We start from the raw sequence: 13,222 nt of genomic DNA, 5'->3' as shown, positions 1-13,222 counted from the left end.
GCGGCAGATAATTACTGCTGGAAGGGAAGATTGAATTTTGAACACCGAGAGATTAATCGAAGAGTCAAAGAAAGCAAGAGAAAAAGCCTATGTTCCTTACTCTAATTTTCAAGTAGGAGCTGCCATTTTGACAACAGATGGAAAAGTATATCATGGCTGTAACATTGAAAATGCCGCTTATAGCATGTGCAATTGCGCTGAACGTACTGCATTATTTAAAGCTTATTCTGAAGGTGATCGAGACTTTAAAATGCTTGCAGTAGTGGCTGATACTGATCGACCGTGCTCGCCTTGCGGGGCATGCCGGCAGGTAATCTCGGAACTATGTCCAAGTGACATGAAGGTTGTACTTACCAACTTAAAAGGCGATATTTTAGAACTTACTGTAGCTGAGTTACTTCCAGGTGCCTTTTCTCCGGAGGATTTACATGCATAGTAACGATAATAAAGGTTATAAATCAGGTTTTATTTCAATTATTGGACGTCCAAATGTAGGGAAGTCAACATTTCTTAACCGGGTTATTGGTCAGAAAATTGCTATTATGAGTGATAAACCACAGACAACTCGAAATAAAATTCAGGGTGTATTAACCTTAGATGATACCCAAATGGTCTTTATTGACACTCCAGGGATTCATAAGCCGAAGCATAAACTAGGCGATTTTATGATGAAGGTTGCACAAAACACGTTAAAAGAAGTTGATTTAATCCTTTTTATGGTAAATGCTGAGGAAGGGTTTGGCCGTGGGGAAGAATTTATTCTTGAAAAGTTCGAAACCGTCAACACACCAATCTTCCTTGTTATAAATAAAATCGATCAAATACACCCAGATGAATTACTGCCACTAATTGAATCATATAAAGAAAAGTATCCTTTTAAAGAAATTGTTCCTATTTCAGCGCTTGAAGGAAATAATGTGGAACGTTTACTAGAACAGATTAAAGTTTATTTACCTGAAGGACCGCAGTATTATCCTGCAGATCAGGTTACCGATCACCCAGAAAGATTTATTATCACAGAGTTAATTCGAGAGAAAGCATTGCACTTAACACGTGAAGAAATTCCTCATTCCCTTGCTGTTGTTCTAGATAAGATGGAACGTCAACACGGAGGTAAGGATATCATTCACGTAATGGCTACTGTTATTGTGGAGAGAGATTCTCAAAAGGGCATCATTATTGGGAAACAAGGGAGTATGCTTAAGGAAATAGGAAAACGTGCCCGAGTGGATATTGAAAATCTTTTAGGGTCAAAAGTTTTCTTGGAGCTTTGGGTTAAAGTTCAAAAGGATTGGCGTAATAAAATGTCCCAACTTCGCGATTATGGCTTTAATGAAGATGAATATTAATACTAATACTAAAATCTAGACCCTAACTAAAATATTAACGCTTATATAGAATTATGCATGGACAACATTAACAAAATTTTCGTCTTATGATTTTTGCTAAGGCAGGCTATGATAATTGTAAGGTTTGGGATTCTTTAAAAGGCTAGTCTAAATCATGAAAGGTGGGGTTTTCGATGATGGATTTTACGTGGAAAGTATTCCTACAGACAGGTAATATTGACACATATCTTCTCTTTAAAGAGCTTGAGAAGGAAAACCAAGAAATACCCGGAAATCAGAATGAAGATCTAGCGCAAATGGATTTTCCCGTTTCATAAGTTTGTCTAATGTATCGGGATGGTGACATATATGCTCCAAAAGTGTGAAGGCATCGTCATTAGAACTACAGATTATGGTGAAACCAATAAAATTATTACCTTATATACAAGGGAATGGGGAAAGATCGGTGTTATGGCAAGAGGTGCTAAAAAGCCAAACAGCCGACTTTCCTCTATTACCCAGCTTTTTACTCACGGTTACTTTCTAGTCCAAAGAGGTACTGGATTAGGGACTCTTCAACAGGGAGAAATGATTACTAGCTTTCGGAGTATTGGTGAAGATATATTCCTAACTGCCTATGCTAGTTATATTGTAGAATTAACAGATAAGTGTACGGAGGATAAGAAACCAAACCCATTTCATTTCGAACTGCTTTTTCAAACACTTAATTATATGAATGAAGGATATGATTCAGATATTCTAATGAATATCTACGAGATGAAAATGCTTAATGTATTGGGATTATATCCAATTCTTAACCAATGTTCCGTTTGCGGCAGCACAGACGGACTTTTTTCTTTTTCAATTCGTGAGGGAGGCTTTATCTGCCACCGCTGTTTACAGAAGGACCCGTACCATTATAAATTATCGCCATCATCTGTAAAATTATTACGGTTATTTTATTTTATTGATCTTTCAAGACTAGGAAATATCACTGTTAAACAGGAAACAAAGGATGAATTAAAAACCGTAATTTCAGCTTATTATGATGAATATTCAGGTCTTTATCTAAAAACAAAGAAATTTCTGCAGTCCATGGAAAAATTTCGAGATCAATTATTGTGAATGATTGACTTTTATTTTAGATTTCGATATGATGTGTTTTAATAATAAATAGATGCGTTGATGGAAAAGAGTACTTAGCAATCTTTATAAAAGCGAACCTAGGATGGTGTGAGCTAGGGTATAGGGACCTAAGGAAGGCGTTCTTGAGCATATCATGTGTGAAATCACACATCAAAGAGGCTGCATTAATATGCAGCAAATAGGGTGGAACCGCGGGTAACTCTCGTCCCTATGCTTATTTTAAGCATAGCGACGAGAGTTTTTTATTTTCAATTTTTTATTAAACGAAGAGGAGTTAGGGAAATGAAAGTATCAATGGAGCAAATTGTTTCTCATGCGAAGCACAGAGGATTTATCTTTCCAGGATCCGAAATTTATGGAGGACTTGCAAATACATGGGATTATGGACCATTAGGTGTTGAATTTAAAAATAATATTAAACAGGCGTGGTGGAAAAAGTTTGTTCAAGAGTCTCCGTACAATGTCGGTTTAGATGCAAGCATCTTAATGAACCCAAAGACTTGGGAGGCTTCTGGTCATATCGGGAACTTTAATGACCCAATGATTGATTGTAAAAACTGTAAAGCCAGACACCGTGCCGATAAATTAATTGAAAATGCTCTTGATGAAAAGGGAGTCGAGATGATCGTTGATGGACTTCCGTTTGATAAGATGGAAGAGCTTGTAAAAGAACATAATATTGCTTGCCCAGATTGCGGCAGTCATGATTTTACAGGCATTCGCCAATTTAACCTCATGTTTAAAACCTTCCAAGGGGTAACTGAATCTAGCACGAATGAAATATTCCTACGCCCTGAGACAGCTCAAGGGATATTCGTTAATTTTAAAAATGTTCAGCGTACAATGAGAAAGAAATTACCTTTTGGGATTGCACAAATCGGAAAAAGCTTCCGTAATGAAATCACTCCTGGTAACTTTACTTTCCGGACTCGTGAGTTTGAACAAATGGAGCTTGAGTTTTTCTGTAAGCCTGGCGAAGACTTGAAATGGTTCGATTATTGGAAAAATTTCGCAGAACAATGGCTTCATTCTTTAGGGCTAACCAAGGAAAATTTAAGACTTCGTGATCATTCAGAAGATGAACTTTCACATTATAGTAATGCGACTACCGACTTTGAATATAAATTCCCATTTGGCTGGGGAGAACTTTGGGGTGTTGCTTCACGGACGGATTATGATTTAAAGCAGCATATGCAATTCTCTGGTGAAGATTTTAATTATATTGATCCAGAGACAAATGAAAGATACATTCCTTATTGTATCGAGCCTTCTCTAGGTGCTGACAGGGTAACATTAGCATTTTTAATAGATGCCTATGACGAAGAACAGCTTGAAGATGGTACATCCAGAACAGTTATGCGTTTCCATCCGGCACTGGCACCGTTTAAAGCAGCGATTCTTCCTTTGTCAAAGAAACTCTCCGAAGAAGCAAGAGAAGTCTATGCAACTCTAGCAAAGCATTTCTCCGTTGATTATGATGAAGCAGGTTCGATTGGAAAGAGATACCGCAGACATGACGAAATTGGTACACCATTCTGTATCACCTTTGATTTTGATTCAAAAGAAGACAAAATGGTAACCATCAGAAATCGTGACACAATGGAGCAAACCCGTGTACCAATCGCAGAACTTGTCACATTCATCCAAGAAAAGATTATGTTTTAACTTTTAAAATATTGATGGTGCGGTTTATACCGCACCTCACTCTTAATGGATTAAATATGGTGGTGAGAAAAATAGAACTGACCAAACGCCAAGAAACTATTATTCAAATAGTAAAGGATAATGGACCGATAACTGGGGAAAGCATTGCTGAACAGCTAAATCTAACAAGAGCAACATTAAGACCCGATTTATCCATATTAACAATGGCAGGATATTTGGACGCAAGACCTCGTGTAGGTTACTTTTATACAGGGAAATCTGGAACGCAGTTATTGACGGAAAACCTCCAGAAGATTCTTGTACGAGATTATAATTCAATCCCTGTCATAGTGAGGGAAAATGTTTCAGTTTATGATGCGATATGTACAATGTTCCTTGAGGATGTGGGAACATTATTTGTTGTAGATCAAAACGCTCTGCTAGTTGGGGTTTTATCAAGAAAAGATTTGCTTAGAGCCAGTATCGGCAAACAGGAGCTTACGGCACTGCCAATAAACATCATTATGACTAGAATGCCTAATATTACAATGTGTGAAATGGATGACTTATTAATCGATGTCGCTAAGTTACTAATCGATAAACAAATTGACGCGTTACCTGTAGTAAGGCAGTCAGAAAATGGTTATGAAGTAATCGGCAGAATAACTAAAACAAATATCACAAAAGCATTTGTTGCCTTGGGTGATGAGTGATTCGTAATATCTATGGCCCAGACCTAGATAAATAATAAAAGTAATTCCAGAGGAGCTGTTGAGGAAGAATGATCACACCAGTCATATATGTAGTATCTGATTCAGTGGGGGAAACAGCTGAATTAGTTACAAAAGCAGCAATCAGCCAGTTTAATGGATCAGGAATGACATTGAAAAGATTCCCTTATGTGGAGGACAAGGAACATATTGATGAAGTAATTTCGCTAGTTTCAATGGACCACGCTATGATTGCATTTACTCTTGTAAAACCTGATATGAGGATTTATATGAAGGAAAAAGCGGATGAAGCAGGAATTTACGCTGTTGACTTAATGGGACCAATCATGGATCAAATTCAAATTTTTAGTGGGAAAGCCCCTCTGTGCGAACCCGGACTTGTAAGAAAACTTGATGAAGACTATTTTAAAAAAGTAGAAGCCATTGAGTTTGCTGTGAAATATGATGATGGAAGAGACCCACGGGGAATATTAAAAGCTGATATTGTCTTAATTGGAGTATCTAGGACGTCAAAAACTCCTTTGTCTCAATATTTAGCTTTAAAACGGTTAAAAGTTGCCAATGTACCCCTAGTTCCAGAAGTGGACCCTCCAGAGGAAATATACAAAGTGCCCGCTGAAAAATGTTTTGGACTAAAAATCAGTCCGCAAAAACTAAATAATATTAGGCGTGAACGGTTAATCTCACTCGGATTAAATGACCAGGCAAGCTATGCGAATATTGAACGAATTCGGGATGAATTAACCTTCTTTGAAAAGATAGTAAATAGAATTAATTGTCCAGTTATTGATGTTACCAATAAGGCTGTGGAAGAAACAGCAAATGTTATTCTAAATTACTTTCATAAAAGAAGGTCCTAACACATAATCTTAGATTATGTGTTTTTCAAATAAGGCTAAAAAAGTATGGAAATGTAGAAAAGAATGTACTATAATAAAAAATTGTGATAAAAATGCATCTTTTAGGTTTAGACTTGCATGTATACGAATAAACTATTTATTGTTAGATGTCAAGGGAACCTAAAGAAAAAAATTCGACATAAGTCTTTTAAGGGCTATTCAGATCTCACATTTATTAATTCTGAATATATAAGTACAACTACCCTAATGATGCGCCATTTAGGGCTAGCTAATTGGCGAGTTTACTTAAAAAAAGTTAACATCTTAAAGAAGGAATTTGCTGAGAGATGTAGAATTAATACTTATACAAATGGGATTCGAACAAAATTTGTCGATGCAGATTCATGCCCGTTGAAAGAGGAAATTGTCGAAATTGCTTCTACTTTTTCCATTTTATTGCTTCTTATGATCATCTTGGAAACAATACGACTACATATGGTAATGCTACATGGAAAGTTGATTCCAGAAAAGAAGCGGCGGACTTATTCATTATGAATCATACTGCAAAGGGGGATATTACTGTAACACAGGATATTGGGCTTTTTAATTCTGATGATTGTGCAAAATTTTTCAAGGAACTAACTAAAATTTTGTCGAAATATGCAGGAATTTAGATTTCTTTGCAGAATAAGTATAATTGGAGATGTTTTTCATGGCAGAACGGATTGCCGAAGAAAAAATTAATCAAATTCGTCAGTCTGTTGATATTGTTGAAATTATTAGCGAATATGTTCAACTAAAAAAACAAGGGCGAAACTACTTCGGATTATGTCCTTTCCATGGAGAAAACTCCCCATCATTTTCCGTTTCAACCGATAAACAAATTTATCATTGCTTTGGCTGTGGAGCGGGAGGAAATGTTTTCTCATTTTTAATGGAGCTTGAAGGAATTTCATTTCTAGAAGCAGCCGTTAAATTAGCTGAAAAGGCTAATGTTGACTTACAAGTAAACTTCTCAGTTAATGGCAAGGGTAAGAGTGTTTCTCCAGAACTTCAGTCAATGCTGGACGCACATGAGCTTTTGCGTAAATTCTACCATCACTTATTGGTAAATACGAAAGACGGTCAACATGCTTTAGAGTATTTGTTGAACAGAGGCTTTACCCGAGAATCGATAGATAAATTTCAAATTGGTTATTCATTAAATTCATGGGATTTTGTATACAAATTTCTTACGAAAAGAGATTTTTCTCCAGAATTAATGGAAAAGGCCGGATTGATTATCAAACGAGAAAGGGATGGGACTTACTTTGACCGATTCCGAGATCGGATTATGTTCCCGATTTTTGACCGCAATGGAAACTGCATTGCTTTTTCTGGGAGATCATTAGGGGCCGATGAGCCCAAATATTTAAATAGTCCAGAAACAGTAATCTTTAATAAAAGTAAAATTTTATATAATTTTCATTTGGCCAAACCAAGTATACGAAAAATGCAGCAAGCTATTCTCTTTGAAGGATTTGCTGATGTCATAACTGCAGATAAATCTGGTGTGGAAAATGGTATCGCCACAATGGGTACTTCTTTAACAGAAGAGCACATTAACCTCATAAGGCAGAATACTGAGTCGATAACGATTTGTTTTGATTCAGACAAAGCAGGAATTGAAGCTGCATTTAGAGCTGGGAATATGCTCATTGATGCGGGTTGTTCAATAAAAGTTGCTATGATGTCTGATGGACTTGATCCAGATGAATATATAAAAAAGAATGGTCCGGAAAAGTTTCGTAATGAGGTAATAGGTGCAAGTCATACATGGATGGCATTTAAATTTCTTTATTTTCGAAGAGGAAAAAATCTTCAAATAGAAGGAGATCGACTTGCCTATATCGAAACAATACTTAAAGAAATAAGTAAATTGACAAAAGCTGTTGAAAAAGATCATTATTTGCGGCAGCTTGCCTCTGAGTTTTCAATTTCTCTTGACGCCTTACAGCAACAGTTGAAACAAATTTTCTTCACAGAAAAAAAGAAGTCAAATGGTCAAACACCGACAATAAATAAGCCCAGCGTTATGGTTAAACAGGATAAGAAATTAAAGCCTGCTCATTACACCGCTGAAAGACGGTTAATGGCCCATATGTTAAGAGATCGAGACACAGCTTACAAGGTTCAGGATTTATTACGGGGTAATACGTTTAATATCGATGAACATCAGGCAATAATAACATATCTAATTGGTTTTTACGAAGAGCATATGAATCCTGATTCTAGTGCGTTTTTAACCTATATTCAAGATGAAAATCTTAGAAGAATAGTTGCTGATATTGAAATGATGTCAATTAATGAAGAATTAAGCAATCAAGAATTAACTGATTATATCAAACAGGTGTTGAATTATCAAAAATTGTTAAAGATAAAAGAAAAAGAAGTGGAACAAAAAGAAGCTGAGCGACAAAGTGATTTTAGTAAAGCTGCCGCAATTGGGAATGAAATTATTCAATTGCGTAAATCGCTATAGATTCCATTTTTAATGTCTTTGATTCTGGAAGGAGGGGGACATATGGCTGAAAAATCAGCCCGTTCAAAAGAGGCCGAGAACGAATTGACTTTTGAACAAGTAAAAGACCAGTTAACGGTACTGGGAAAGAAAACCGGCGTCCTTGCCTATGATGATATTGCGGAAAGAATGGCAAATTTTGATTTAGAATCCGATCAGATGGATGACTTTTTAGAATCCCTAACTGAGCAGGGAATTGAATTAGTGGGTGAAAGTGAAGACGAAGATCCAAACCCTAAGCAATTAGCAAAAGGGGATGACGATGAGTTTGATTTAAATGATCTTAGCGTTCCACCTGGAGTTAAGATAAATGACCCTGTCCGTATGTATTTAAAAGAAATTGGCCGTGTTGATTTGCTTTCCGCCGACGATGAAAAAGAGTTGGCACTTCGTATCGAAAAAGGTGACGAAGAAGCGAAGCGACGACTAGCTGAAGCAAACCTCCGTCTGGTGGTTAGTATTGCAAAGCGGTATGTTGGACGTGGTATGCTTTTCCTTGATCTGATTCAAGAAGGCAATATGGGATTAATTAAAGCTGTTGAAAAATTTGATTATCAAAAAGGCTTTAAGTTCAGTACCTATGCTACATGGTGGATACGTCAAGCGATCACAAGAGCAATTGCTGACCAAGCGAGGACTATTCGTATTCCGGTTCATATGGTTGAAACCATTAATAAACTTATCCGTGTTCAAAGACAATTACTTCAGGACTTAGGCCGCGAACCTACACCAGAAGAAATTGGTGAAGATATGGACTTAACACCAGATAAGGTAAGAGAAATTTTAAAGATTGCTCAAGAGCCTGTATCCCTTGAAACGCCTATAGGTGAAGAGGATGATTCACACCTAGGTGATTTCATTGAAGACCAAGATGCTACTTCACCTTCTGAGCATGCTGCCTATGAATTATTAAAAGAGCAGTTAGAAGATGTTCTTGATACATTAACAGATCGTGAAGAAAACGTCCTTCGTTTACGCTTTGGATTGGATGACGGCCGCACGCGCACGCTAGAAGAGGTAGGAAAGGTTTTCGGTGTTACCCGTGAACGTATCCGCCAAATTGAGGCAAAGGCTTTGCGTAAATTACGACATCCTAGTCGCAGTAAGCGTCTAAAAGACTTTTTAGAATAAATAACTAAATATTAAAAAGTAGTTTACTTCTAACTAAGAGGTAAACTATTTTTTTGAGATAATTGGAAATGAAAGCACTTTCTTCTTTTGTATTTATTTTACTGAATTGTTTTACACTTTGCAAATAGGTAAAAGGAAACTTTTTGATTTTAATCACAATTCATTTTTGTAAGAAAGGGTATTCCATTGCTCATTCCCCAAGACAATAGATGTTGAGAGTATGTAATTCATATTCAAAAATAACAAAAATTAATTAAAGGTTTTTTAATACTTCGAATATTACATGCACAATTGCACGAAAAATTGGTTGATAAAAGGAATAAAAGGGAAGAATAAGCAGGCTGACATTTCCTGTAAAAATCAGCTGGTTTTGTTTTTTTTATAAATATTATCGTGACAAAGTAAGTTTAGGGCTTTTCCTTCTTAAGTTTTTAAAGTAAAATAGTAGTTGTTTGTAGAAGACTATTTATTTACAGCTATACGTACATAAGGGAGGTTATATGATGAATCGAAATCCGGTAATTCCATACATCCTAATCTTTGTATTTGGAATCGGACTAATGTTCTTATTGTCTTTCAAAGGCCTCGGGGATAGTGAGGAGCTTGCCAAGGAAAAAGAAGGCGGTACCGAAACAGAACAGGTTGCAAGAGGTCCAGAGGAAATTTACAATTCTTGTATAGGGTGTCACGGAGATGCATATCAAGGGGGAATGGGTCCTGCTCTAACAGGAGTTGGCGACAGGTTATCCCAAGATGAGATTAAGGAAATTGTAGTTAATGGTAAAGGTGCTATGCCAGGGGGCATGGTTAAACCTGAGGAAGCCGATGCAATGGCTGAATGGTTAGCAAATATTAAATAATGTTACAACGAAAAGGTCCTTTGCTAATGTAAAGGACTTTTTTTATACTGTAAGTAATACATAAAAAGTGGTGAATGATTTGAATACAGATAAATTATCCGTAAGGTTAGAAACGGTAGCAAAATTTGTTCCAAAAGATTCAAAGTTAGCAGATATTGGTTCAGACCATGCATATTTACCAAGTTATCTTGTTAAGAATGGTGTGATAACCTTTGGGATCGCTGGAGAGGTAGCAAAAGGCCCATTTCAGTCTGCTGAAAAAAATGTAAGGGCAGAAGGACTTACTGATATGATTTCAGTGAGAATGGGTGATGGTTTGGCGGTAATTCAGCCAGGCGATGTGGATTGTATTACCATTGCCGGAATGGGCGGCACTCTTATTGCCAATATTTTAGAAAATGGCAAGGGGAAGCTCTCGGGAGTTAAGCGACTTGTGTTGCAGCCCAATCTAAATGCAATTGCCATTCGAAACTGGTTAATCGATAACAATTGGGAACTGATCGCAGAAGAAATCATTGAAGAGGATAGCAAAATATATGAGATATTAGTGGCTGAAAGTGGCGACCCATTAAAGCCATATAGAGATATAAATTTAGAAACTGGCCTTTTAGTCGGACCTTTTCTCCTTCAAAGGAAAGTAAGTGCGTTTAAGGAGAAATGGAGCCTAGAAATAAAGAACTGGAAGCGGATTTATGAACAGCTTGAAAGTGCTGCACCTTCTGCAGAAACAGATGAGAAAAAGCAAGAGATTTCAGAAAAAATCAATTTAGTAAAGGAGGTATTGGACAATGAAGAAAGCGAATGGGCATGAAATCATTCAATTATTTGAACAGTTTTCACCTAAGGGTCTTGCAATGGAGGGTGATAAGATAGGTTTACAAATTGGCCGTTTGAACAAGAAAATTGATAAAATCATGATTGCCCTTGATGTCCTTGAAGAGGTGATTGATGAAGCCATTGAAAGGAATGTCCAGCTAATCATTGCCCACCATCCGCCAATCTTTCGCTTTCTAAAGAATGTCCTAACAGACACGGTTCAGGGAAGAATGATTGAAAAACTATTAAAGCATGATATAGCTGTCTATGCTGCCCATACAAACCTTGATGTGGCTAAAGGCGGGGTAAATGACCTCCTAGCGAACGCACTGGGATTGGAAAGCTCTGAAGTACTAGTACCTACATACGAAACGAAACTTAAGAAACTAGTTGTCTACACACCGGCAAGTCACGCTGATGAGATTAGAAAGGTCCTTGGGGATACTGGTGCTGGTTATATCGGTCATTACAGCCATTGTTCCTTTTCAGCTGATGGAACGGGGAGGTTTGTACCTGGGGAAAATACGAACCCGCATATTGGACAGCAAGGTCGTTTAGAATCAGTGGGTGAAGTAAGAATCGAAACCATTGTACCTGAGCATCTGTTAAAAAGGGTAATTACGGCTATGATAAAAGCTCATCCATATGAAGAAGTTGCTTATGATATTTATCCTGTTGAAAATAAAGGGGAAGTTCTTGGGCTTGGCAGAATCGGAACTGTCAAAGAAATGACACTCGGAGAATTTGCTGGAAGGGTAAAAGAAGCTTTAGAAGTTGATAAGGTTAGGGTGGTTGGTGATTTATCATCACGTGTCAAGAAAGTGGCCGTATTAGGCGGAGATGGCAATAAATATTTCATGAGCGCAAAGTTTAAGGGCGCAGATGTCTATATTACTGGAGATATTTATTATCATACTGCTCATGATGCGATGATGCAGGGATTGAACATGATAGATCCTGGTCATAATGTCGAAAAAATTATGAAAAAGGGACTAACGGCAACACTTTCAAAAATGTGCAAGGAATCTGGCTATGAAGTTGAAATTTTCCCTTCAGAAGTAAACACAGATCCGTTTCAATATGTATAAAAAAATAACCGGTCAACACGACCGGTTATTTTTTAACTTTAGGTAATATTTTATTTAACGGAACGTTTTTCCGGCGTTCCCAGGTTGCTTCGTTATTGGGATCAAATTGCTCTATGAATGTAATGACTTCCTTGGTGATTGGTGTAGGTGTAGAAGCACCAGAAGTTACGGCGACGTTCTTTGCATCCTTAATCCACTCAATTTCTAACTCTGAGATATCGGCAATTCGATAGGCCTTTGTACCAGCAATTTCCTCTGAAACTTGTGCGAGTCGATTGGAGTTGTTACTCATCGGATCTCCTACCACGATGGTTACATCTGCTTCAGTGGCTTGTCCAGCAACAGCTTCCTGACGAACTTGTGTGGCGTTGCATATTTCATTATAAGCCTCTGCATGCGGATATTTTTCCTGAACCTTTTTCATTGTATCAGCTACATCCCATTGGCTCATGGTGGTTTGATTGGTAACAATCAATTTATCACTATGAATGTTTAAGGCTTCTACATCGCTTGGTGTTTCGACAAGGTGTACGAGATCAGGTGCTACACCAACAGCACCCTCAGGCTCTGGATGGCCTTTTTTTCCAATATAAATGACTTGAAATCCTTGCTTTGTTTTCTCTTCAATCAAATCATGCGTTCTTGTTACATCTGGACATGTCGCATCAATCGTAACAAGTCCCTTCTTTTTCGCAAGCTCTCTTACTTCAGGGGATATACCATGAGCTGTGAAAATTACAGTTCCAGTATCTACCTTATCAAGAATGTCTTTGCGGTTTTTTCCGTCGAGTGTAATAATTCCTTCTTCGGCAAATGCATCTGTTACGTGTTTATTATGAACGATCATCCCTAGAATGTAGATAGGGCGTGGTAATGATTTATCTAGTGCAGCATTTCTTGCAATGACCATGGCGTCAACGACACCATAACAGTATCCGCGCGGTGAAATCTTAATGATTTGCATATAATAAAGTCCTCCTATGGAACAATGACTTTGAATCTATGTATTTATTATATAAAACTAATAGAAATAATACAAAGATACAATTTTCCTATGAAATTTCTGTAAAAATTTCCTG

Annotated in this window: 14 protein-coding genes and 1 other annotated feature; of the genes, 13 read left to right on the top strand and 1 reads right to left on the bottom strand. The window is 37.2% G+C overall.

The genetic code is table 11. From position 1 onward, the window contains the following. The first annotated feature begins 37 nt into the window (after positions 1–37). The 13 genes from ACY3XC_RS03080 to ACY3XC_RS03020 all read left to right on the top strand — a co-directional run bounded on the left by ACY3XC_RS03080 (position 38) and on the right by ACY3XC_RS03020 (position 12,143). Positions 38–436 carry a cytidine deaminase gene (locus ACY3XC_RS03080; RefSeq protein WP_464867221.1) on the top strand — a complete coding sequence of 133 codons (399 nt, stop codon included), beginning with the start codon at positions 38–40 and terminating at the stop codon, positions 434–436. After that, complete coding sequence (gene era, locus ACY3XC_RS03075; protein ID WP_179157164.1) at positions 429–1,349, top strand: GTPase Era; 921 nt, start codon at positions 429–431, stop codon at positions 1,347–1,349. Before ACY3XC_RS03080 ends, era begins: the two co-directional genes overlap by 8 nt. 173 nt (positions 1,350–1,522) lie before the next feature. Continuing rightward, positions 1,523–1,666 (top strand): YqzL family protein, encoded by a 144-nt coding sequence (locus ACY3XC_RS03070; RefSeq protein WP_075686228.1) that lies wholly within the window; start codon positions 1,523–1,525, stop codon positions 1,664–1,666. Positions 1,667–1,697: 31 nt separating this feature from the next. Next, positions 1,698–2,453 carry a DNA repair protein RecO gene (recO, locus tag ACY3XC_RS03065; protein ID WP_464867220.1) on the top strand — a complete coding sequence of 252 codons (756 nt, stop codon included), beginning with the start codon at positions 1,698–1,700 and terminating at the stop codon, positions 2,451–2,453. 48 nt (positions 2,454–2,501) lie between these two features. After that, positions 2,502–2,687, top strand: a binding site (T-box leader). A 69-nt stretch (positions 2,688–2,756) separates the two neighbouring features. After that, on the top strand, positions 2,757–4,139 hold the full coding sequence (locus tag ACY3XC_RS03060) for a glycine--tRNA ligase (RefSeq protein ID WP_179157162.1): 1,383 nt from the start codon (positions 2,757–2,759) through the stop codon (positions 4,137–4,139). Between the two features lie 56 nt (positions 4,140–4,195). Then, on the top strand, positions 4,196–4,831 hold the full coding sequence (locus ACY3XC_RS03055) for a helix-turn-helix transcriptional regulator (protein ID WP_218781039.1): 636 nt from the start codon (positions 4,196–4,198) through the stop codon (positions 4,829–4,831). Between the two features lie 68 nt (positions 4,832–4,899). Then, a complete protein-coding gene (locus tag ACY3XC_RS03050; protein WP_464867219.1) occupies positions 4,900–5,709 on the top strand; it encodes a pyruvate, water dikinase regulatory protein in 810 nt (269 codons plus the stop codon). Positions 5,710–6,092: 383 nt separating this feature from the next. Beyond that, positions 6,093–6,362: a DUF188 domain-containing protein gene (locus ACY3XC_RS03045; RefSeq protein WP_464867218.1), complete on the top strand. Its 270-nt coding sequence runs from the start codon at positions 6,093–6,095 to the stop codon at positions 6,360–6,362. A gap of 38 nt (positions 6,363–6,400) precedes the next feature. Continuing rightward, positions 6,401–8,209, top strand: a complete 1,809-nt coding sequence (dnaG, locus tag ACY3XC_RS03040) for a DNA primase (protein ID WP_464867217.1) — start codon at positions 6,401–6,403, stop codon at positions 8,207–8,209. Between the two features lie 42 nt (positions 8,210–8,251). Further along, positions 8,252–9,379 (top strand): RNA polymerase sigma factor RpoD, encoded by a 1,128-nt coding sequence (rpoD, locus tag ACY3XC_RS03035; RefSeq protein ID WP_179157159.1) that lies wholly within the window; start codon positions 8,252–8,254, stop codon positions 9,377–9,379. A 503-nt stretch (positions 9,380–9,882) separates the two neighbouring features. Next, a complete protein-coding gene (cccA, locus tag ACY3XC_RS03030; protein WP_179157158.1) occupies positions 9,883–10,239 on the top strand; it encodes a cytochrome c550 in 357 nt (118 codons plus the stop codon). 79 nt (positions 10,240–10,318) lie between these two features. Then, the gene (locus tag ACY3XC_RS03025) at positions 10,319–11,050 is read left to right on the top strand and encodes a tRNA (adenine(22)-N(1))-methyltransferase (RefSeq protein WP_464867216.1); all 732 of its coding nucleotides are present in this window, start codon (positions 10,319–10,321) and stop codon (positions 11,048–11,050) included. Then, complete coding sequence (locus ACY3XC_RS03020) at positions 11,028–12,143, top strand: Nif3-like dinuclear metal center hexameric protein (RefSeq protein ID WP_464867215.1); 1,116 nt, start codon at positions 11,028–11,030, stop codon at positions 12,141–12,143. The genes ACY3XC_RS03025 and ACY3XC_RS03020 overlap by 23 nt, the downstream gene beginning before the upstream one ends. A gap of 25 nt (positions 12,144–12,168) precedes the next feature. Here ACY3XC_RS03020 and ACY3XC_RS03015 read toward each other — a convergent pair whose 3' ends face one another. After that, a complete protein-coding gene (locus tag ACY3XC_RS03015; RefSeq protein WP_464867214.1) occupies positions 12,169–13,107 on the bottom strand; it encodes a 4-hydroxy-3-methylbut-2-enyl diphosphate reductase in 939 nt (312 codons plus the stop codon). Between the last annotated feature and the right edge of the window lie 115 nt (positions 13,108–13,222).

The sequence above is a fragment of the Bacillus sp. CZDM1 genome, assembly GCF_055502545.1.
The sequence above is the reverse complement of the archived record's forward strand: the minus strand, read 5'-3'. Positions and strand labels throughout refer to the sequence as shown.

Coding starts and splice junctions, on each gene's coding strand:
- era (WP_179157164.1), top strand. CDS start 429: ATGCATAGTAACGATAATAAAGGTTATAAATCAGGTTTTATTTCAATT.
- ACY3XC_RS03070 (WP_075686228.1), top strand. CDS start 1,523: ATGATGGATTTTACGTGGAAAGTATTCCTACAGACAGGTAATATTGAC.
- recO (WP_464867220.1), top strand. CDS start 1,698: ATGCTCCAAAAGTGTGAAGGCATCGTCATTAGAACTACAGATTATGGT.
- ACY3XC_RS03060 (WP_179157162.1), top strand. CDS start 2,757: ATGAAAGTATCAATGGAGCAAATTGTTTCTCATGCGAAGCACAGAGGA.
- ACY3XC_RS03055 (WP_218781039.1), top strand. CDS start 4,196: ATGGTGGTGAGAAAAATAGAACTGACCAAACGCCAAGAAACTATTATT.
- ACY3XC_RS03050 (WP_464867219.1), top strand. CDS start 4,900: ATGATCACACCAGTCATATATGTAGTATCTGATTCAGTGGGGGAAACA.
- ACY3XC_RS03045 (WP_464867218.1), top strand. CDS start 6,093: ATGCCCGTTGAAAGAGGAAATTGTCGAAATTGCTTCTACTTTTTCCAT.
- dnaG (WP_464867217.1), top strand. CDS start 6,401: ATGGCAGAACGGATTGCCGAAGAAAAAATTAATCAAATTCGTCAGTCT.
- rpoD (WP_179157159.1), top strand. CDS start 8,252: ATGGCTGAAAAATCAGCCCGTTCAAAAGAGGCCGAGAACGAATTGACT.
- cccA (WP_179157158.1), top strand. CDS start 9,883: ATGAATCGAAATCCGGTAATTCCATACATCCTAATCTTTGTATTTGGA.
- ACY3XC_RS03020 (WP_464867215.1), top strand. CDS start 11,028: ATGAAGAAAGCGAATGGGCATGAAATCATTCAATTATTTGAACAGTTT.
- ACY3XC_RS03015 (WP_464867214.1), bottom strand. CDS start 13,107: ATGCAAATCATTAAGATTTCACCGCGCGGATACTGTTATGGTGTCGTT.